The sequence below is a fragment of the Domibacillus sp. A3M-37 genome (genome assembly GCF_024213455.1).
Classification (GTDB): Bacteria; Bacillota; Bacilli; order Bacillales; family Domibacillaceae; genus Domibacillus; species Domibacillus tundrae.
Window position 1 is genome coordinate 26,993 of the sequence record NZ_JANAVL010000019.1, and the last position, 19,453, is coordinate 46,445.

At 44.1% G+C, this 19,453-nt stretch carries 34 protein-coding genes; all 34 read left to right on the forward strand.

Features of this window, described 5'->3' with window-relative positions; all coding sequences use genetic code 11:
- The first annotated feature begins 165 nt into the window (after positions 1-165).
- The 34 genes from rpsL (at position 166) to rplQ (ending at position 19,442) form a co-directional block, all read left to right on the forward strand.
- Positions 166-588, forward strand: a complete 423-nt coding sequence (gene rpsL / locus NLX67_RS19010) for a 30S ribosomal protein S12 (RefSeq protein WP_046180693.1) — start codon at positions 166-168, stop codon at positions 586-588.
- Between the two features lie 38 nt (positions 589-626).
- A complete protein-coding gene (gene rpsG / locus NLX67_RS19015; protein ID WP_046180692.1) occupies positions 627-1,097 on the forward strand; it encodes a 30S ribosomal protein S7 in 471 nt (156 codons plus the stop codon).
- A gap of 45 nt (positions 1,098-1,142) precedes the next feature.
- Positions 1,143-3,221: an elongation factor G gene (gene fusA, locus NLX67_RS19020; protein WP_254313007.1), complete on the forward strand. Its 2,079-nt coding sequence runs from the start codon at positions 1,143-1,145 to the stop codon at positions 3,219-3,221.
- A 130-nt stretch (positions 3,222-3,351) separates the two neighbouring features.
- Positions 3,352-4,539: an elongation factor Tu gene (gene tuf, locus NLX67_RS19025; protein WP_046180690.1), complete on the forward strand. Its 1,188-nt coding sequence runs from the start codon at positions 3,352-3,354 to the stop codon at positions 4,537-4,539.
- Between the two features lie 235 nt (positions 4,540-4,774).
- Positions 4,775-5,083, forward strand: a complete 309-nt coding sequence (gene rpsJ / locus NLX67_RS19030) for a 30S ribosomal protein S10 (RefSeq protein WP_018395154.1) — start codon at positions 4,775-4,777, stop codon at positions 5,081-5,083.
- A 39-nt stretch (positions 5,084-5,122) separates the two neighbouring features.
- Entirely contained in the window at positions 5,123-5,755 is a 633-nt protein-coding gene (gene rplC, locus NLX67_RS19035) for a 50S ribosomal protein L3 (protein WP_046180689.1), read from the forward strand.
- A 30-nt stretch (positions 5,756-5,785) separates the two neighbouring features.
- A complete protein-coding gene (gene rplD, locus NLX67_RS19040; protein ID WP_046180688.1) occupies positions 5,786-6,409 on the forward strand; it encodes a 50S ribosomal protein L4 in 624 nt (207 codons plus the stop codon).
- A complete protein-coding gene (gene rplW / locus NLX67_RS19045; RefSeq protein ID WP_046180687.1) occupies positions 6,409-6,693 on the forward strand; it encodes a 50S ribosomal protein L23 in 285 nt (94 codons plus the stop codon). Before rplD ends, rplW begins: the two co-directional genes overlap by 1 nt.
- A 33-nt stretch (positions 6,694-6,726) precedes the next feature.
- Positions 6,727-7,557, forward strand: a complete 831-nt coding sequence (gene rplB / locus NLX67_RS19050; RefSeq protein WP_254313008.1) for a 50S ribosomal protein L2 — start codon at positions 6,727-6,729, stop codon at positions 7,555-7,557.
- A 60-nt stretch (positions 7,558-7,617) separates the two neighbouring features.
- A complete protein-coding gene (gene rpsS, locus NLX67_RS19055) occupies positions 7,618-7,896 on the forward strand; it encodes a 30S ribosomal protein S19 (RefSeq protein ID WP_018395159.1) in 279 nt (92 codons plus the stop codon).
- 19 nt (positions 7,897-7,915) lie between these two features.
- Complete coding sequence (rplV, locus tag NLX67_RS19060; RefSeq protein WP_045851857.1) at positions 7,916-8,257, forward strand: 50S ribosomal protein L22; 342 nt, start codon at positions 7,916-7,918, stop codon at positions 8,255-8,257.
- A gap of 3 nt (positions 8,258-8,260) precedes the next feature.
- Positions 8,261-8,917: a 30S ribosomal protein S3 gene (rpsC, locus tag NLX67_RS19065; protein ID WP_046180685.1), complete on the forward strand. Its 657-nt coding sequence runs from the start codon at positions 8,261-8,263 to the stop codon at positions 8,915-8,917.
- Position 8,918: 1 nt separating this feature from the next.
- Positions 8,919-9,353 carry a 50S ribosomal protein L16 gene (gene rplP / locus NLX67_RS19070; protein ID WP_046180684.1) on the forward strand — a complete coding sequence of 145 codons (435 nt, stop codon included), beginning with the start codon at positions 8,919-8,921 and terminating at the stop codon, positions 9,351-9,353.
- Positions 9,343-9,540 carry a 50S ribosomal protein L29 gene (rpmC, locus tag NLX67_RS19075; RefSeq protein ID WP_045851860.1) on the forward strand — a complete coding sequence of 66 codons (198 nt, stop codon included), beginning with the start codon at positions 9,343-9,345 and terminating at the stop codon, positions 9,538-9,540. The genes rplP and rpmC overlap by 11 nt, the downstream gene beginning before the upstream one ends.
- A gap of 19 nt (positions 9,541-9,559) precedes the next feature.
- Entirely contained in the window at positions 9,560-9,823 is a 264-nt protein-coding gene (gene rpsQ, locus NLX67_RS19080; RefSeq protein ID WP_045851861.1) for a 30S ribosomal protein S17, read from the forward strand.
- Between the two features lie 44 nt (positions 9,824-9,867).
- Entirely contained in the window at positions 9,868-10,236 is a 369-nt protein-coding gene (rplN, locus tag NLX67_RS19085) for a 50S ribosomal protein L14 (protein WP_046180683.1), read from the forward strand.
- A 42-nt stretch (positions 10,237-10,278) separates the two neighbouring features.
- On the forward strand, positions 10,279-10,590 hold the full coding sequence (gene rplX / locus NLX67_RS19090) for a 50S ribosomal protein L24 (RefSeq protein WP_254313010.1): 312 nt from the start codon (positions 10,279-10,281) through the stop codon (positions 10,588-10,590).
- A 26-nt stretch (positions 10,591-10,616) separates the two neighbouring features.
- Positions 10,617-11,156 carry a 50S ribosomal protein L5 gene (gene rplE / locus NLX67_RS19095; RefSeq protein WP_046180681.1) on the forward strand — a complete coding sequence of 180 codons (540 nt, stop codon included), beginning with the start codon at positions 10,617-10,619 and terminating at the stop codon, positions 11,154-11,156.
- A gap of 24 nt (positions 11,157-11,180) precedes the next feature.
- Positions 11,181-11,366 carry a type Z 30S ribosomal protein S14 gene (locus tag NLX67_RS19100; protein ID WP_046180680.1) on the forward strand — a complete coding sequence of 62 codons (186 nt, stop codon included), beginning with the start codon at positions 11,181-11,183 and terminating at the stop codon, positions 11,364-11,366.
- Between the two features lie 30 nt (positions 11,367-11,396).
- On the forward strand, positions 11,397-11,792 hold the full coding sequence (gene rpsH, locus NLX67_RS19105) for a 30S ribosomal protein S8 (protein ID WP_046180679.1): 396 nt from the start codon (positions 11,397-11,399) through the stop codon (positions 11,790-11,792).
- A 30-nt stretch (positions 11,793-11,822) separates the two neighbouring features.
- Positions 11,823-12,359, forward strand: coding sequence for a 50S ribosomal protein L6 (gene rplF / locus NLX67_RS19110; RefSeq protein ID WP_254313011.1), 537 nt, complete (start codon positions 11,823-11,825; stop codon positions 12,357-12,359).
- Between the two features lie 34 nt (positions 12,360-12,393).
- Positions 12,394-12,756: a 50S ribosomal protein L18 gene (rplR, locus tag NLX67_RS19115; protein ID WP_046180677.1), complete on the forward strand. Its 363-nt coding sequence runs from the start codon at positions 12,394-12,396 to the stop codon at positions 12,754-12,756.
- Positions 12,757-12,776: 20 nt separating this feature from the next.
- A complete protein-coding gene (rpsE, locus tag NLX67_RS19120) occupies positions 12,777-13,277 on the forward strand; it encodes a 30S ribosomal protein S5 (protein WP_046180676.1) in 501 nt (166 codons plus the stop codon).
- A gap of 13 nt (positions 13,278-13,290) precedes the next feature.
- Complete coding sequence (gene rpmD / locus NLX67_RS19125) at positions 13,291-13,473, forward strand: 50S ribosomal protein L30 (protein WP_046180675.1); 183 nt, start codon at positions 13,291-13,293, stop codon at positions 13,471-13,473.
- A gap of 32 nt (positions 13,474-13,505) precedes the next feature.
- A complete protein-coding gene (gene rplO / locus NLX67_RS19130; protein WP_046180674.1) occupies positions 13,506-13,946 on the forward strand; it encodes a 50S ribosomal protein L15 in 441 nt (146 codons plus the stop codon).
- The gene (gene secY, locus NLX67_RS19135; RefSeq protein ID WP_046180673.1) at positions 13,946-15,247 is read left to right on the forward strand and encodes a preprotein translocase subunit SecY; all 1,302 of its coding nucleotides are present in this window, start codon (positions 13,946-13,948) and stop codon (positions 15,245-15,247) included. Before rplO ends, secY begins: the two co-directional genes overlap by 1 nt.
- Positions 15,248-15,300: 53 nt before the next feature.
- Positions 15,301-15,954, forward strand: a complete 654-nt coding sequence (locus NLX67_RS19140; RefSeq protein WP_254313012.1) for an adenylate kinase — start codon at positions 15,301-15,303, stop codon at positions 15,952-15,954.
- On the forward strand, positions 15,954-16,700 hold the full coding sequence (gene map, locus NLX67_RS19145) for a type I methionyl aminopeptidase (RefSeq protein WP_046180671.1): 747 nt from the start codon (positions 15,954-15,956) through the stop codon (positions 16,698-16,700). Before NLX67_RS19140 ends, map begins: the two co-directional genes overlap by 1 nt.
- A gap of 42 nt (positions 16,701-16,742) precedes the next feature.
- Positions 16,743-16,961, forward strand: a complete 219-nt coding sequence (infA, locus tag NLX67_RS19150) for a translation initiation factor IF-1 (protein WP_046180670.1) — start codon at positions 16,743-16,745, stop codon at positions 16,959-16,961.
- Positions 16,962-16,999: 38 nt separating this feature from the next.
- Positions 17,000-17,113 (forward strand): 50S ribosomal protein L36, encoded by a 114-nt coding sequence (rpmJ, locus tag NLX67_RS19155; RefSeq protein WP_000868344.1) that lies wholly within the window; start codon positions 17,000-17,002, stop codon positions 17,111-17,113.
- 23 nt (positions 17,114-17,136) lie between these two features.
- The gene (gene rpsM / locus NLX67_RS19160; RefSeq protein WP_046180669.1) at positions 17,137-17,502 is read left to right on the forward strand and encodes a 30S ribosomal protein S13; all 366 of its coding nucleotides are present in this window, start codon (positions 17,137-17,139) and stop codon (positions 17,500-17,502) included.
- 25 nt (positions 17,503-17,527) lie between these two features.
- Positions 17,528-17,917, forward strand: a complete 390-nt coding sequence (rpsK, locus tag NLX67_RS19165; protein WP_046180668.1) for a 30S ribosomal protein S11 — start codon at positions 17,528-17,530, stop codon at positions 17,915-17,917.
- 152 nt (positions 17,918-18,069) lie between these two features.
- Positions 18,070-19,014, forward strand: a complete 945-nt coding sequence (locus tag NLX67_RS19170; protein ID WP_046180667.1) for a DNA-directed RNA polymerase subunit alpha — start codon at positions 18,070-18,072, stop codon at positions 19,012-19,014.
- 35 nt (positions 19,015-19,049) lie between these two features.
- A complete protein-coding gene (gene rplQ / locus NLX67_RS19175; protein ID WP_046180666.1) occupies positions 19,050-19,442 on the forward strand; it encodes a 50S ribosomal protein L17 in 393 nt (130 codons plus the stop codon).
- Positions 19,443-19,453 lie beyond the last annotated feature (11 nt).

Consider the following 19,453-nt stretch of genomic DNA (forward strand, 5'->3'; position numbering starts at 1 on the left):
TGCTCCTATACGACCTTACCTTATGTCTGGATATAGGAACAAAACAATCATTGCCACTATTCGCAAAGGACGTTTTTGCAGGCTTTCTGCAAGAACTTTGTTTTTGCCCAAAAATGACCCACCTGGAAGTGTGGGCTTAGAAAAAAAGGAAGGGAGGATCTTTACATGCCTACAATTAATCAGTTAGTACGTAAGCCTCGTAAATCAAAGATCACTAAATCGAATTCTCCGGCGCTTAATAAAGGATTCAACAGCTTTAAGAAAGCCCAAACGAATGTACTTTCTCCGCAGAAACGCGGTGTTTGCACACGTGTTGGTACAATGACGCCGAAGAAACCAAACTCAGCGCTTCGTAAATATGCACGTGTGCGTTTGAGCAACGGTATTGAAGTAACAGCTTATATCCCAGGTATTGGCCATAACCTTCAAGAGCATAGTGTTGTTTTGATTCGCGGCGGACGTGTAAAAGACTTACCGGGAGTACGTTACCACATCGTTCGTGGTGCGCTTGATACTGCCGGCGTTGAAACTCGTCGCCAAGGCCGTTCTAAATACGGTACAAAACGCCCTAAAGCTCCTAAAGCATAAAAAACTTATAAACTCAATTTCCGAAAGGAGGAAAAAATATGCCACGTAAAGGCCCAGTAGCAAAAAGAGATGTATTGCCTGATCCGCTTTACAACTCAAAACTCGTTTCTCGTCTTATTAACAAAATGATGGTTGACGGTAAAAGAGGAAAATCCCAAGCAATTCTTTACGCAGCTTTTGAAACGATCCGTGAACGTACGGGTAATGATCCAATGGAAGTATTTGACCAGGCAATGAAAAACATCATGCCAGTACTAGAGGTGAAAGCACGCCGTGTCGGCGGTGCTAACTACCAGGTGCCAATTGAAGTTCGCCCGGAACGCCGTACAACACTCGGTCTCCGCTGGTTGGTGAATTATGCGCGTCTTCGCGGTGAAAAAACAATGGAAGAACGCCTTGCAGCGGAAATTATGGATGCTGCAAACAATAGCGGTGCTTCTGTGAAAAAACGCGAAGATACACACAAAATGGCGGAAGCAAACAAAGCGTTTGCTCACTACCGCTGGTAATCTTTAAACTAAACCTAACCTCATTCAGGAAGGAGAAAGACATAGATGGCAAGAGAGTTCTCCTTAAATAACACTCGTAACATCGGCATCATGGCTCACATCGACGCTGGTAAAACAACGACGACTGAGCGTATCCTGTATTACACAGGACGCATTCACAAAATTGGTGAAACGCATGAAGGCGCTTCTCAAATGGACTGGATGGAGCAGGAACAGGAGCGTGGTATTACAATCACTTCTGCTGCAACAACTGCTTCTTGGAAAGGCCATCGCGTTAACATCATTGATACACCAGGACACGTAGACTTCACTGTAGAAGTTGAACGTTCTTTGCGTGTTCTTGATGGTGCTGTAACGGTTCTTGATGCTCAATCAGGGGTAGAACCACAAACGGAAACAGTATGGCGTCAAGCGACAACATACGGTGTTCCACGTGTCGTATTCGTCAACAAAATGGACAAATTGGGTGCAGACTTTCTTTACTCTGTCCGCACAATCCATGATCGTCTAATGGCGAACGCACATCCAATTCAATTGCCAATCGGTGCTGAAGACGAGTTCTCAGGCATCATTGACTTAATTGAAATGAAAGCAACATTCTATGGAAATGACCTTGGAACTGAAATTGAAGTAGGGGATATTCCAGCAGAATACAAAGACCAAGCAGACGAATACCGTGAAAAGCTAATCGAAGCTGTAGCGGAACTTGACGAAGAACTAATGGAGAAATACCTTGGCGGCGAAGAATTGACGAATGACGAAATCAAAGCTGCGATCCGTAAAGGTGTTATCAACGTAGAATTTTTCCCTGTAATGGTTGGTTCAGCATTTAAAAACAAAGGTGTTCAGCTTATGCTGGATGCTGTTATCGACTACCTTCCAGCGCCAACGGATGTACCAGCAATTAAAGGTACACTTCCAGACAGCGATGAAGAAGTGGAACGTGCAGCAAGCGACGAAGCGCCATTCTCGGCTCTTGCGTTTAAGGTTATGACGGATCCTTATGTCGGTAAATTAACATTCTTCCGTGTTTATTCGGGTGTTCTTCAATCCGGTTCTTACGTGCAAAACTCGACAAAAGGAAAGCGCGAGCGTGTAGGACGTATCCTGCAAATGCATGCCAATTCCCGTGAAGAGATTTCACAAGTATACGCAGGCGATATCGCTGCTGCTGTTGGCTTGAAAGATACAACGACTGGCGATACACTTTGCGAAGAAAAGAATCTTGTTATTCTTGAATCTATGGTGTTCCCTGATCCAGTTATCTCTCTATCAGTTGAGCCGAAATCAAAAGCCGACCAAGATAAGATGACGATCGCACTTCAAAAACTTCAAGAAGAAGATCCAACATTCCATGCGCATACTGACCAGGAAACTGGGGAAGTTATTATCGCAGGTATGGGTGAGCTTCATCTTGATATTCTCGTTGACCGTATGCGTCGCGAATTTAAGGTAGAAGCAAACGTTGGTGCACCACAAGTATCTTACCGTGAAACATTCCGTTCAAGTGCTCAGGTTGAGGGTAAATTTGCCCGTCAATCCGGTGGACGCGGACAGTTTGGCCACGTTTGGATCGAATTCTCTCCGAACGAAGAAGGAGCAGGTTTCGAATTCGAAAATGGCATCGTCGGTGGTTCTGTACCACGTGAGTACGTTCCAGCTGTTCAAGCAGGTCTTGTAGATTCTATGAAAAATGGTGTTCTTGCCGGCTATCCATTGATCGATGTTAAGGCTCGTCTGTTTGACGGTTCTTACCATGATGTCGATTCATCTGAGATGGCATTTAAAATCGCTGCGTCAATGGCGCTTAAAAATGCGATTTCTAAATGTAACCCGGTACTTCTTGAACCGCTTATGAAAGTTGAAGTTGTTATTCCGGATGAATATCTTGGCGACATCATGGGTGATATTACATCACGTCGTGGACGCGTAGAGGGTATGGAAGCTCGCGGTAATGCGCAAGTTGTTAAAGCGTTCGTTCCGCTTTCTCAAATGTTCGGTTACGCAACGTCACTTCGTTCTAACACGCAAGGACGCGGTAACTACTCTATGCACTTCGATCATTACGAAGAAGTTCCTAAGAGTGTTATGGAAACAATCATCAAAAAAAATAAAGGCGAATAATTGATTTATACTCGTTAATCAAGTATAAATACTATTGTAAGCTTTCCCTTCTTTCGGAAAAGGTTTATTTTCCGAAAGAAGACCAATATAAAAAACAACTAATTTCTATATTTTGAAGGAGGACTTCCTAATGGGAAAAGCAAAATTCGACCGTTCAAAACCACACGTTAACATTGGTACAATTGGCCACGTTGACCATGGTAAAACAACTCTAACAGCTGCAATCACAACTGTTCTTGCAAAAACTGGTGGTGCGGAAGCACGTGCATACGATCAAATCGATGGTGCACCAGAAGAGCGCGAGCGCGGTATCACAATCTCAACTGCACACGTTGAGTATGAAACTGAAACTCGTCACTATGCACACGTTGACTGCCCAGGACATGCTGACTATGTTAAAAACATGATCACTGGTGCAGCACAAATGGATGGCGGTATCCTAGTAGTATCTGCTGCTGATGGTCCAATGCCACAAACACGTGAGCATATCCTTCTTTCACGTCAAGTAGGTGTTCCATTCCTAGTAGTATTCATGAACAAATGTGATATGGTTGATGACGAAGAGCTTCTTGAACTTGTTGAAATGGAAGTTCGCGATCTTCTTTCTGATTATGACTTCCCTGGCGATGACATTCCTGTTATCAAGGGTTCTGCTCTTAAAGCACTTGAAGGCGATGCTGCATGGGAAGAAAAAATCCATGAGCTTATGGCTGCTGTGGATGAGTATATCCCAACGCCAACACGCGATACTGATAAGCCATTTATGATGCCTGTTGAGGATGTTTTCTCAATCACTGGCCGTGGTACAGTAGCAACAGGACGCGTTGAGCGTGGACAAATCAAAGTTGGTGACACAATCGAAATCATCGGTTTCACTGAAGAGCCAAAAACAACAACTGTAACAGGTGTTGAAATGTTCCGTAAGCTTCTTGATTATGCTGAAGCTGGCGACAACATCGGCGCACTTCTTCGCGGTGTAGCTCGTGAAGATATCCAACGTGGTCAAGTATTGGCTAAACCAAGCACAATCACGCCACATACAACGTTCAAAGCGGAAGTTTATGTTCTTTCTAAAGAAGAGGGTGGACGTCACACTCCATTCTTCACAAACTACCGTCCACAATTCTACTTCCGTACAACTGACGTAACGGGTATCTGCAACCTTCCTGAAGGCGTAGAAATGGTTATGCCTGGTGACAACGTAGAAATGTCAGTAGAATTGATTGCTCCAATCGCGATTGAAGAAGGTACTAAATTCTCAATCCGTGAAGGCGGCCGTACAGTAGGCGCTGGCGTTGTAGCATCAATCCAAAAATAAGTTTTCACCCCGAAACAGTCCGGTTCCGGCCGGGCTGTTTTTTGTTTGTAAAAAACTTTCTTTATGGTGTTGCATTCAAAGGAGAAAGCATGTATAATAATAAATGTTGGTTTTTGACAGCGTTGATGCGGAAGGTTGCTGACACACCCGGCCGCTTTGCCATGGCGGTGTCGTCAGGGAAAAATTTTCGCGGAGTATGTCTATTAGCTAAATAGGCGATAAAGGAGGGAAAATAATGGCAAAACAAAAAATTCGTATTCGTTTGAAAGCATATGATCATCGTATTCTTGATCAATCAGCGGAGAAAATCGTTGAGACAGCAAAACGTTCTGGTGCAAGTGTATCCGGTCCGATCCCGCTTCCAACTGAGAAATCTATCTACACGATTCTTCGTGCGGTTCATAAGTACAAAGATTCTCGTGAACAGTTCGAAATGCGTACTCATAAACGTTTAATCGATATCGTGAACCCAACTCCAAAAACAGTTGATTCATTGATGCGTTTAGACTTGCCGTCAGGCGTTGACATCGAAATTAAACTTTAATAAATAAATACATTAATAAAAAATCAGGAGGTGTAACTCATGACCAAAGGAATCTTAGGAAGAAAAATCGGTATGACGCAAGTGTTTGCTGAAAACGGTGAACTGATCCCAGTAACTGTAATCGAAGCAGCACCGAACGTTGTACTTCAGAAAAAATCAGTCGAAAGCGACGGCTACTCAAGCGTTCAACTAGGTTTTGAAGACAAGCGTGAAAAGCTTGCAAACAAACCATTACTTGGACACGTGAAAAAAGCAGGCGAAGGCATCGCACCTAAGCGCTTCATTCGTGAGTTTCGTAACATCGACATCGATCTTGAAATTGGTCAAGAAGTCAAAGTTGATATTTTTGCAGAAGGCGACATCGTCGACGTAACAGGAATTTCAAAAGGGAAAGGCTTCCAGGGTGCTATTAAGCGTCACGGACAAAGCCGCGGACCTATGTCCCATGGTTCCCGCTACCATCGTCGTCCAGGTTCAATGGGACCTGTAGCGCCAAACCGCGTATTTAAAAACAAACTACTCCCTGGCCGTATGGGTGGAGAGCAAGTAACAGTACAAAACCTACAAGTCGTAAAAGTGGACGCTGAGCGCAACGTTCTTCTTATTAAAGGTAACGTTCCAGGATCCAAAAAAGCCTTGATCCAGGTTAAAACTGCGGTTAAAGCAAACTAATCAACTTTTACAAGAAAGGAGGAAACAGAAATGGCTAAAGTTAAAGTATTAAACCAAACTGGTTCTGAAGTCGGCGATATCGAACTAAACGACGCTGTATTCGGAATCGAACCAAATGAACACGTCGTATTTGAAGCGGTGATTATGCAGCGCGCATCTTTGCGTCAAGGTAATCACAAAGTTAAAAATCGTTCGGAAGTTCGCGGCGGCGGTCGTAAGCCTTGGAAACAAAAAGGAACTGGACGTGCGCGTCAAGGTTCTATCCGTTCTCCACAATGGCGCGGCGGTGGTGTGGTCTTCGGTCCGACTCCACGCAGCTACAGCTACAAATTGCCGAAAAAGGTACGTCGTCTTGCATTGAAATCTGCTTTGTCATCAAAAGTACAAGAGCAAAACATTCTTGTGTTGGAAGCTTTGTCATTCGACGCGCCAAAAACAAAAGAATTCACTGCAGTGTTGAAAAACTTGTCTGTTGACTCAAAAGCATTGATCGTAACAGATACAGTAAATGAATTCGTTGCATTGTCAGCGCGCAACATCCCTGGTGTAACAGTGGTTGAAGCATCTGGCATCAACATCCTTGACCTGCTTGGACATGATAAACTTATCATTACTAAAGCGGCGGTTGAAAAAGTAGAGGAGGTGCTTGCATAATGGATGCACGCGATGTGATTAAGCGCCCCGTTATTACTGAACAATCTATGGCTGTAATGGCTGAGAAAAAATACACTTTCGAAGTGGACGTACGTGCGAACAAAACGCAAGTCAAGACTGCTGTTGAAGCGATCTTCGGCGTTAAAGTCAAAAACGTGAACGTCATGAACTACAAAGGTAAATTTAAGCGTATGGGACGTCATGCCGGCTATACAAACAAACGCCGTAAAGCAATCGTTACATTGACGCAAGACAGCAAAGAAATCGAACTTTTCGAAGCGTAATAAACGCATAAAATAGAAGAGGAGGGACACGAAATGGCGATTAAAAAGTACAAACCGACCACAAATGGTCGTCGTAACATGACGACTTTGGATTATGCTGAAATTACAACAAGCACACCTGAGAAATCATTGCTTGAGCCGTTGAAAAAGAAAGGCGGCCGTAATAACCAAGGTAAAATCACAGTCCGTCATAGAGGCGGCGGTCACAAGCGTCAATACCGTATTATCGACTTCAAACGTGATAAAGATGGCATTCCAGGACGCGTTGCTACGATCGAATATGATCCGAACCGTTCCGCTAACATTGCACTCGTGAACTACGTTGATGGAGAAAAACGCTATATCTTAGCACCAAAAAACCTCGTAGTTGGAACAGAAATCGTGTCTGGACCGGAAGCAGATATTAAAGTAGGAAACGCACTTCCTCTTGTTAATATTCCGGTTGGTACAGTGATTCACAACATTGAATTGAAACCAGGCAAAGGCGGACAGTTAGTTCGTTCTGCAGGAACTTCAGCTCAAGTACTTGGTAAAGAAGGCAAATATGTACTCGTTCGCTTGAACTCAGGTGAAGTGCGCATGATTCTTGCAACATGCCGTGCTACAATCGGTCAAGTTGGTAATGAGCAGCATGAACTTGTTAACATTGGTAAAGCAGGACGTTCACGCTGGTTGGGCAAACGCCCTACTGTTCGTGGTTCTGTAATGAATCCGAACGACCATCCACACGGTGGTGGTGAAGGACGCGCGCCAATCGGTCGTAAAGGCCCTGTTACACCTTGGGGCAAACCAGCTCTTGGGTACAAAACACGTAAAAAAGTTAACAAATCAGATAAATTTATCGTTCGTCGTCGCAAAAAATAACGTAATTGACCTACGGTTCCAAGTGCGAACCGTAGACCAATCACGAAGGGAGGTACACAAATGGGCCGCAGCTTGAAAAAAGGACCTTTTGTTGATGATCATTTATTCAATAAAGTTGAAAAACTGAATGAAACTGAAAAAAAACAAGTTATTAAAACTTGGTCACGCCGTTCTACGATTTTCCCGACATTCATCGGACACACAATCGCTGTATACGATGGTCGTAAACACGTACCTGTATACGTTACTGAAGACATGGTTGGTCATAAACTTGGTGAATTCGCGCCAACGCGTACGTATAAAGGACACGTTGCTGACGATAAGAAAACAAGACGTTAATTGAGAGGAGGATATCCCAATGGAAGCTAAAGCTGTCTTAAGAACAGTCCGCATTGCTCCTCGTAAGGTGCGTCTAGTGATTGACCTGATCCGAGGCAAGCAAGTGGGAGAAGCAGTGGCGATCTTGAAACACACGCCAAAAACGTCATCTCCTGTAATTGAAAAATTATTAAACTCTGCTATCGCAAATGCAGAACATAACTATGATCTTGATGTAAACAACCTTGTTGTTACACAAGCTTTTGTAGACGAAGGACCAACATTGAAACGTTTCCGTCCACGTGCAATGGGACGTGCAAGCGCAATTAACAAACGCACTAGCCACATCACAATCGTCGTGGCAGAAAAAAAGGAGGGATAATTCGTGGGTCAAAAAGTACATCCTCATGGACTGCGCGTCGGGATCATTCGCGACTGGGATTCTAAATGGTACGCTGAAAAAGACTACGCAAATCTTCTTCATGAAGATTTGAAAGTACGCGGATACATCGAAGAGCGCCTTAAAGATGCTTCTCTATCCCGTGTTGAAATTGAACGTGCTGCGAACCGTGTTAACGTTACTGTTCATACTGCTAAACCTGGTATGGTTATTGGTAAAGGCGGTTCTGAAGTAGAAGCACTTCGTAAAGCTTTAAATGAAATTACAGGCAAACGTGTTCACATTAACATCGTTGAAGTGAAACGTGCTGACCTTGATGCAAAACTAGTAGCGGAAAACATCGCTCGCCAGCTTGAAAACCGTGTATCATTCCGCCGCGCTCAAAAGCAGGCTATCCAGCGGACAATCCGTTCTGGTGCAAAAGGGATTAAAACACAAGTTTCAGGACGTCTTGGCGGAGCTGAGATTGCCCGTGCTGAACATTACAGTGAAGGATCAGTTCCACTTCATACTCTTCGCGCCGACATCGACTATGCAAATGTTGAGGCAAATACAACATACGGCAAGCTTGGCGTAAAAGTATGGATCTACCGTGGAGAGGTTCTTCCAACGAAGAAGCAAACTCAGGAAGGAGGCAAATAATATGTTGTTGCCAAAACGCGTAAAATATCGTCGTGTACACCGCGGCAAGATGCGCGGTCAAGCGAAAGGCGGAACAGAAATAGCATTTGGTGAGTATGGTCTTCAAGCAGTTGAAGCTTCTTGGATCACAAATCGTCAAATCGAATCTGCCCGTGTCGCGATGACTCGTTACATGAAACGTGGCGGTAAAGTTTGGATTAAAATTTTCCCTCACAAACCATATACGAAAAAACCTCTTGAAGTACGGATGGGTTCCGGTAAAGGTGCTCCTGAAGGCTGGGTAGCGGTCGTGAAACCAGGCAAGATCATGTTTGAAATTGCCGGCGTTCCTGAAGATGTTGCACGTGAAGCACTACGCCTTGCAGCGCATAAGCTTCCTATTAAATGCAAGATCGTAAAACGTGAAGAAATTGGTGGTGAATCAAATGAAAGCTAATGAAATCCGTGAACTTACCACTGCTGAAATTGAACAACAAGTAAAGTCGCTCAAAGAAGAACTCTTCAACCTTCGCTTTCAATTGGCGACGGGACAGCTTGAGAATACTGCCCGTATTCGTGAAGTACGTAAAGCGATCGCCCGCATGAAAACCGTGATTCGTCAACGGGAAATTGATAATCGATAATTGAAAGGAGGTTTGCACGATGAGCGAACGCAATCAGCGCAAAGTTTACACGGGCCGTGTTGTTTCTGACAAAATGGATAAAACAGTAACGGTTCTTATTGAAACATATAAAACACACAAGCTTTATGGCAAACGCATAAAGTACACTAAAAAGTTTAAGGCTCATGATGAGAACAACGAAGCGAAAATCGGTGACGTAGTCCGCATCATGGAAACACGGCCGCTTTCTGCAACAAAACGTTTCCGCCTTCTCGAAGTAGTGGAAAAAGCAGTCATCATCTAATTTATGTTCGGATAAATGTTAAAGTCCGAAAGGAGGTAACCTAAATGATCCAGCAAGAATCACGTTTAAAAGTAGCTGACAATTCTGGTGCACGTGAAGTATTAACGATCAAAGTCCTCGGTGGTTCCGGTCGTAAGACAGCTAATGTCGGTGATGTAATCGTGTGTACAGTAAAACAAGCAACACCAGGTGGCGTTGTCAAAAAAGGTGAAGTGGTAAAAGCGGTTATCGTTCGTACAAAGCGTGGAGTCAGCCGTAATGACGGTTCCTACATCCGCTTCGACGAAAACGCGTGCGTTATCATTCGTGACGATAAGAGCCCGCGTGGCACACGTATTTTCGGCCCGGTTGCCCGCGAACTTCGCGACAGCAATTTCATGAAGATTGTTTCCCTAGCTCCGGAAGTAATCTAATTGAACTGAATAAATAAAAGGCCCATCAAGGAGGTGCGCAACATGCACGTGAAAAAAGGCGATAAAGTGATGGTCATCACAGGCAAAGATAAAGGCAAAACAGGCGTTATTCTTGCAGCTTTCCCTAAAAAAGACCGTGTGCTTGTTGAAGGTATTAACATCGTGAAAAAACATGCGAAACCTTCACAATTAAATCCGCAGGGCGGCATCCTAAGCCAGGAAGCAGCTATTCACGTATCCAACGTAATGCTGTTGGATCCGAAAACAAATGAACCTACTCGCGTAGGTTACAAAGAAGTGGATGGCAAAAAAGTCCGCGTAGCAAAAAAATCCGGTGAAACTCTAGATAAATAAAAAGTTCAAGAAGGGAGGTATTCTAAGTGAACCGCCTTAAAGAAAAATATCAAAAAGAAATTACACCTGCTCTTGTGAGCAAGTTCAATTATACGTCAGTAATGCAAGTACCTAAAGTTGAAAAAATCGTCGTAAATATGGGTGTTGGTGAAGCAGTCCAAAACGCTAAAGTATTGGATACAGCTGTTGAAGAACTTACTCAAATCACTGGTCAAAAGCCAATGGTTACAAAAGCGAAAAATTCAATCGCAGGATTCCGTCTTCGTGAAGGTATGCCAATCGGTGCGAAAGTAACTCTTCGCGGCGAGCGCATGTACGAATTCCTTGATAAACTTGTTTCTATTTCACTTCCACGTGTACGTGACTTCCGCGGCGTTTCTAAAAAAGCGTTTGACGGTCGTGGCAACTACACTCTTGGTGTGAAGGAACAACTAATCTTCCCTGAGATTGATTACGATAAAGTATCAAAAGTACGCGGCATGGACATCGTTATCGTCACTACTGCCAACACGGACGAAGAAGCTCGTGAGTTGTTAACACAAATTGGAATGCCGTTCCAAAAGTAATCGCTATATAAGGGAGGCGAAAACGTGGCTAAAAAATCAATGATTGCGAAACAAAAGCGTACACAAAAGTTTCAAGTGCAAGAGTACACACGCTGCGAACGTTGCGGACGTCCACACTCTGTATTACGCAAATTTAAACTTTGCCGTATTTGTTTCCGTGAACTAGCTTATAAAGGTCAAATTCCTGGCGTTAAAAAAGCCAGCTGGTAATACACTGATTCCGGAAGGAGGTAATTATAAATGGTTATGACAGATCCGATTGCTGACTTGCTGACTCGCATCCGTAATGCGAACATGGTTCGTCATGAAAAACTGGAAGTACCTGCTTCCAAAATTAAACGTGAAATCGCTGAAATCTTGAAACGTGAAGGATTCGTCCGTGACGTTGAGTTCATCGAAGACGACAAACAAGGTGTTATCCGTATTTTCTTGAAATATAGCGGCAATGAGCGTGTAATCACAGGCTTGAAGCGTATTTCTAAACCAGGTCTTCGCGTATATGCGAAAGCTGATGAGGTACCACGTGTTCTTAACGGACTTGGTATTGCGATTCTTTCTACATCCACTGGTGTAGTAACTGATAAAGAAGCCCGCGCTAAGCAAGTAGGCGGCGAAGTACTCGCGTACGTTTGGTAATAATCTTTTAAAGAATGGAGGTGCGAAACTATGTCACGCGTAGGTAAAAAAGTAATCGAGCTTCCAGAAGGCGTTACGATTACAAACAATAATAATGAAGTGACTGTCAAAGGTCCTAAGGGAGAATTGACTCGTCGGTTTAATAAAGATTTATCAATTGAAATTGAAGGCAGCAATGTAACAGTCGTTCGTCCTTCAGATTCAAAAGAACACCGTACAATCCACGGAACAACTCGTGCGCTTCTTGCCAATATGGTAGAAGGCGTATCAAAAGGATTTGAACGTAACCTTGAGTTGGTTGGTGTCGGTTACCGTGCACAAAAACAAGGAACAAAACTTGTATTGAGTGTAGGTTTTTCACACCCAGTTGAATTCGAAGCAGAAAATGGCATTGAAATCGATGTTCCTGCAAATACAAAAATCAACATTAAAGGGATCGACAAAGAGCGCGTTGGAGCGATCGCTGCCAACATCCGCCAAGTTCGTCCTCCTGAGCCGTACAAAGGTAAAGGTATTCGTTATGAAGGCGAGCAAGTTCGCCGCAAAGAAGGTAAAACAGGTAAATAATGCCGCGTAGGCATCAGAAAGGAGTGACCTCGGGATGATCACAAAAGCTGATAAGAATAAAACGCGTAAAAGACGCCACGCCCGTGTACGTGCGAAAATCGCCGGTACAGCTGCGCGTCCTCGCTTGAACGTATTCCGTTCAAACAAGCACCTTTACGCTCAATTGATTGATGATGCAAATGGTGTTACACTTGCAAGTGCTTCAACTATTGAAAAAGATTTCGGTCTTGAATCAACAAGCAACCTGGAAGCTGCTGCGAAAGTTGGCGAATTACTCGCTAAACGCGCAACTGAAAAAGGTGTAGCTTCTGTTGTATTCGACCGTGGGGGCTACCTTTATCATGGCCGCGTTAAAGCTTTGGCTGACGCAGCACGTGAAAATGGCCTAGAATTCTAATAAAAGGAGGGACACATTTAATGCGTCGCATTGATCCAAACAAACTCGAACTTGAAGAACGTGTAGTAACGATCAACCGTGTTGCGAAAGTTGTAAAAGGTGGACGTCGTTTCCGCTTTACTGCACTCGTTGTCGTTGGCGATAAAAATGGTAATGTCGGTTTTGGAACTGGTAAAGCACAAGAAGTTCCAGACGCAATCCGTAAAGCAATTGATGATGCGAAGAAAAACCTTGTATTCGTACCGATGGTTGGCACAACATTGCCACACCAAGTAATCGGACACTTTGGTGCGGGTTCAGTCCTATTGAAACCTGCTTCTGAAGGTACAGGAGTTATCGCGGGCGGACCTGTCCGTGCGGTACTTGAACTTGCTGGTGTTGGTGACATTCTCTCCAAATCACTCGGTTCAAACACACCGATCAACATGGTTCGTGCTACAATTGAAGGCTTGAGAGAGCTAAAAACAGCTGAGCAAGTTGCAAAACTTCGCGGCAAATCTGTAGAAGAACTGTTAGGATAAGGGGGGAATCATAATGGCTGAGAAATTAAAAATTACCCTCACTCGCAGCTTGATCGGTCGTACACAAGATCAACGCGAGACTGTTAAGGCACTAGGTCTCCGCAAAATGCATCAAACGGTTGAGCAAAATGACAACACGGCAATTCGCGGTATGATTAAAAAAGTGTCTCATCTTGTGACTGTTACAGAAAAATAATTTTATTTTATAGAATAAGGAGGTGCAAGAGCATGAAACTTCATGAATTGAAACCAGCTGCAGGTTCCCGCAAAGAACGCAACCGTGTTGGACGCGGTACAGGTTCAGGTAACGGTAAAACTGCTGGTAGAGGTACTAAAGGTCAGAAATCACGTTCAGGCGGTGGTGTCCGTCTTGGATTTGAGGGTGGACAAACTCCTTTATTCCGTCGTCTTCCAAAACGTGGCTTTACAAACGTAAACCGTAAAGAATACGCAGTTGTAAACATCGATACATTGAATCGTTTCGAAGAAGGAACAGAAGTTACACCTGAACTTCTTATCGAAAGCGGCATCGTGAAAAGCGAAAAAGCAGGAATTAAAATTCTTGCGAACGGCAACGTAGAGAAAAAGCTTTCTGTTAAAGCGCACAAATTCTCTGCTGCTGCGAAAGAAGCAATTGAAGCGGCTGGCGGTAAGATTGAGGTGATCTAATGTTTCGCACAATCTCCAATTTTATGCGTGTGGGTGATATAAGAAACAAAATTATATTCACCCTCCTTATGTTAATCGTGTTCCGGATCGGCACATTCATTCCTGTTCCTTATGTTAATGCGGATGTTCTCCGCATGCAGGAGCAGGCTGGACTGATTGGATTCCTTAATACGTTCGGCGGAGGAGCGCTTCAAAACTTCTCGATTCTCGCGATGGGGATTATGCCTTACATTACAGCGTCCATTATCGTGCAGCTTTTGCAAATGGATGTTGTTCCTAAATTTACTGAATGGTCGAAGCAAGGTGACGTTGGACGGCGCAAACTGACTCAGTTTACCCGCTATTTCACAATCGTGCTCGGCCTCATTCAAGGTTTTGGAATGTCATATGGATTTAACCGTTTATATGGCGGATTACTTGTCGAAAACAGCAGCGTTGGCGGCTATATGCTTATTGCATTAGTGTTGACCGCGGGTACTGCTTTTCTTATGTGGCTTGGTGAACAAATCACAGCAAAAGGAGTCGGCAACGGAATTTCGATTATCATTTTCGCCGGAATTGTGGCGGCCATTCCAGGAGCAGTAAACCAAATTTACGCACAGCAAATTGAAGGGGCGGGCGATCAGCTCTTCCTGCGTATTGTTGTTCTTCTTTTGATTTTACTTGCGGTACTGGCGATTGTCGTTGGGGTTATTTTCTTCCAGCAGGCGCTGCGGAAAATCCCGATTCAATACGCGAAACGCGTTGGGGCAGGTGGCGGCATGGCACCGGTTGGCGGCCAGTCGACTCATCTTCCATTGAAAGTAAACGCAGCGGGTGTTATTCCGGTTATCTTTGCGATCTCGTTCTTGATCACACCGCAGACTATTGGTTCGTTTTTTGGTTCAAATGATGTGACGACAACCATTCAGAATATCTTTGACTATACGAAACCGGTCGGCATGGCGATCTACGTTGCATTGATTGTTGCGTTTACCTATTTCTATGCTTTCATTCAAGTAAACCCTGAACAAGTTGCTGATAACTTGAAAAAACAGGGTGGATATATTCCGGGCATTCGCCCCGGGAAGAACACACAGGATTATTTGACAAACGTGCTTTACCGTCTGACTTTTGTCGGTGCAATTTTCCTTTCAGCCGTTGCTGTGCTGCCTGTTTTCTTCATTCAATTCGCGGGTCTTCCACCAGCGGCACAAATCGGCGGTACTAGTCTTTTGATCGTCGTCGGTGTGGCACTTGAAACAATGAAGCAGCTTGAAGCACAACTTGTAAAGCGTCATTATAAAGGCTTTATGAAGTAAGCAAGGTGAGAAGTGTGATTCACTTCACTCAATCAGACTGAGGGGGTATATCGATGAATCTCGTGTTAATGGGATTGCCTGGTGCCGGTAAAGGGACTCAGGCAGAGAAAATTGTTGAAAAGTACGGCGTGCCGCACATTTCAACAGGGGACATGTTCCGTGCTGCAATGAAGGATGAAACAGAGCTTGGCTTAAAAGCAAAATCATTTATGGACAAAGGTGAACTCGTTCCGGATGAAGTGACGATTGGCATTGTCAACGAACGTCTTGCAAAAGCGGACTGTGCAGAAGGCTTTCTTTTAGACGGCTTCCCACGTACAGTAGCGCAGGCAGAAGCGCTCGAAGATATTCTTGCCGGCCTTAACCGTAAAATTGATTACGTCATTAATGTTGAGGTTGACCAAAATATTTTGATGGGCCGCCTAACAGGCCGCCGCATTTGCAAAAGCTGTGGTGCAACATATCATCTGGAATTCAATTCGCCATCTCAGGAAGATAAATGCGACCGTTGCGGCGGAGAATTATATCAACGTGCAGATGATAATGCGGAAACGGTTCAAAACCGCCTTGACGTGAATTTAAAACAAACAGCACCATTGCTTGCTTTCTATCGCGAAAAAGGTTATTTGAAAAACATTAACGGCCAGAAGGACATCAATATTGTTTTTGAAGACATTGAAGCACTCCTGAAAGGTCTTCGTAACTAATGATCATTTGTAAAACCCCTCGTGAACTGGAGATTATGAAAGAAGCGGGGCGTATTGTCGCGCTTACACATCAGGAACTGCAAAACCATATCTCTCCCGGGATAAGTACGATGGAGCTGGATGCTGTTGCGGAAACGTTCATTCGAAGCATGGAGGCAGCACCTTCTTTTAAAGGGTATAATGGTTTTCCCGGCAGCATTTGCGCTTCGGTTAATGAAGAGCTTGTGCACGGGATTCCCGGCAGCCGCACATTAAAAGAAGGCGACATTATCAGCATTGATATCGGCGCTTATTATAAAGGGTATCATGGCGACTCGGCCTGGACATACGCTGTCGGCCGGATTGCACCTGAGACGGAGAAGCTTCTCGACGTAACAGAGGAATCGCTTTACATCGGACTCAATGAAGCGAAACCGGATGAACGTCTTTCAACCATCTCCCATGCGATTCAAACGTATGTGGAATCGAATGGCTTTTCAATCGTTCGTGAGTATGTTGGGCATGGTGTCGGGCAGAACCTCCATGAGGCACCACAAATTCCTCATTACGGTCCGCCGGGAAAAGGACCGGTACTAAAACCCGGTATGGTGCTCGCGATCGAACCGATGGTCAATGCCGGTCGTCGTTACGTAAAAACACTTGAGGATAATTGGACTGTCGTTACACAGGATGGAAAAATGTGTGCTCATTTTGAACATACAATTGCGATAACCGAAACGGGCTTCGACATTTTGACGAAAGTCTAGGCATCCGCCAGACGGGATGAAAAGTGAAGGGAGACGAACTAAATGGCGAAAGACGATGTAATTGAAATTGAAGGTAAAGTCACTGAAACTTTGCCAAACGCCATGTTTAAGGTAGAATTGGAAAATGGGCATACTATTTTAGCGCATGTTTCAGGCAAAATCCGTATGCACTTTATCCGTATCTTGCCTGGTGATAAAGTAACAGTAGAACTTTCACCGTATGACTTAACACGCGGACGGATCACGTACCGTTACAAATAACATATATGGCGCTCCGGACTATGAAGGAGGTTGGAGAAATGAAAGTAAGACCATCAGTTAAGCCAATCTGTGAGAAATGCAAAGTCATTCGCAGACGCGGCAAAGTTATGGTTATTTGTGAAAACCCTAAGCATAAACAAAAACAAGGCTAATATTAAAGGGAGGTGCACATTTTATGGCACGTGTAGCAGGTGTTGATATTCCACGCGAAAAGCGTGTAGTTATCTCGTTAACTTATATTTTTGGAATTGGCAGACCAACTGCTGAACAAATTCTTGAAGAAGCAGGCGTTTCTCAAGACACTCGTGTACGCGATTTAACGGAAGATGAATTAAACAAAATCCGTGAAATCGTTGACCGCTTGAAAGTAGAGGGTGACCTTCGTCGTGAAGTATCTCTTAACATTAAACGTTTGATGGAAATCGGTTCATTCCGTGGTATCCGTCATCGCCGTGGACTTCCAGTACGTGGACAGAACACGAAAAATAACGCGCGTACTCGTAAAGGCCCGCGTAAAACTGTAGCTAACAAGAAAAAATAATTGGTAAAGGAGGCAGAATTAAGACATGGCTCGTAAACAACAAACTCGTAAGCGTCGTGTGAAAAAGAATATCGAATCTGGTATTGCTCACATCCGCTCAACGTTCAACAACACAATTGTCACTATTACAGACGTTCACGGTAACGCTCTATCTTGGTCAAGTGCAGGTTCCCTTGGTTTCAGAGGATCACGTAAATCCACTCCGTTTGCTGCTCAAATGGCTGCTGAAACAGCTGCTAAAGCATCAATCGAACATGGTATGAAAACTCTTGAAGTAACAGTAAAAGGTCCTGGTTCAGGCCGTGAAGCTGCTATTCGTGCGCTTCAAGCAGCAGGTTTGGAAGTTACTGCAATTAAAGATGTAACACCTGTACCTCACAATGGCTGCCGTCCTCCAAAACGTCGTCGTGTTTAATCTTCCTGCATAAAGGAGAACTATTCCGGTTATAATGGAAAATTGACTGTTTTGATTCAGGAATTGACCACTTGCTTTGTAAAATCGGGAATGGTAAACATGGGGAATTTCGGGTTACCGGAATTTCGACGTATTCAAGGAGGGAAAATGGAATGATCGAAATTGAAAAGCCAAAAATCGAAACGGTTGAGATCAGCGATGATGCTACGTTTGGAAAGTTCGTCGTGGAACCACTTGAACGCGGATATGGTACAACTCTAGGGAACTCCTTGCGTCGTATTTTATTATCTTCACTTCCGGGTGCCGCAGTGACAGCCATTCAGATTGATGGTGTACTTCACGAATTCTCAACAATTGAAGGCGTCGTAGAAGATGTTACGTCGATCATTTTGAACATTAAAAAATTAGCGCTTAAGATTTATTCCGATGAGGAAAAAACGCTTGAAATTGATGTTCAAGGTCCAGGAACGGTAACGGCTGCCGACATTACTCATGACAGCGATGTGGAAATTTTAAATCCTGATCTGCATATTGCGACATTGGGCGAAAACGCCAATTTCCGTATGCGCTTGACGGCACAACGCGGCAGAGGGTACAACCGGGCTGATCACAACAAAAAAGAAGATCATCCAATCGGCGTCATTGCGATCGACTCCATCTATACACCTGTATCGCGTGTGAACTTCCAAGTGGAAAACACTCGTGTCGGGCAGCTTTCAAACTTTGATAAATTGTCACTGGACGTTTGGACAGATGGCAGCATCGGACCGAAAGAAGCGATTTCTTTAGGTGCAAAAATTTTAAATGAACATCTTAACATTTTCGTAGGATTAACAGATGAAGCACAGCATGCGGAAATTATGGTAGAAAAAGAAGAAGATCAGAAAGAAAAAGTACTTGAGATGACGATCGAAGAACTTGATCTATCTGTCCGTTCTTACAACTGCTTAAAACGCGCTGGTATTAATACTGTTCAAGAACTTGCGAACAAGAGCGAGGACGACATGATGAAAGTCCGCAACCTTGGCCGTAAATCACTTGAAGAAGTAAAAGCGAAACTGGACGAGCTTGGCCTCGGCTTACGAAAAGAAGATTGATTGACTAAACGACATCAATAAAGGAGGGTATCTTCATGGCTTACAGAAAGCTAGGACGTACAAGCGCTCAGCGCAAAGCGATGCTTCGTGATTTGACAACAGATCTTATCATCAGCGAACGCATTGAAACGACTGAAGCACGTGCAAAAGAATTGCGCTCAGTTGTAGAAAAAATGATTACACTCGGTAAACGTGGTGACTTGCATGCCCGCCGTCAGGCTGCTGCATTCATTCGTCACGAAGTCGCTTCTACTGTAGAAGTAGAGAAAAAAGGCAAAATGAAAGAGCAGCCTGTATACGCTCTTCAAAAATTGTTTGATGATGTAGCTCCACGCTATACAGAGCGTCAAGGTGGCTATACTCGTATTATGAAAGTCGGTCCACGCCGCGGCGATGGTGCACCAATGGTGATTATTGAGCTAGTATAAGCCAATAAGAC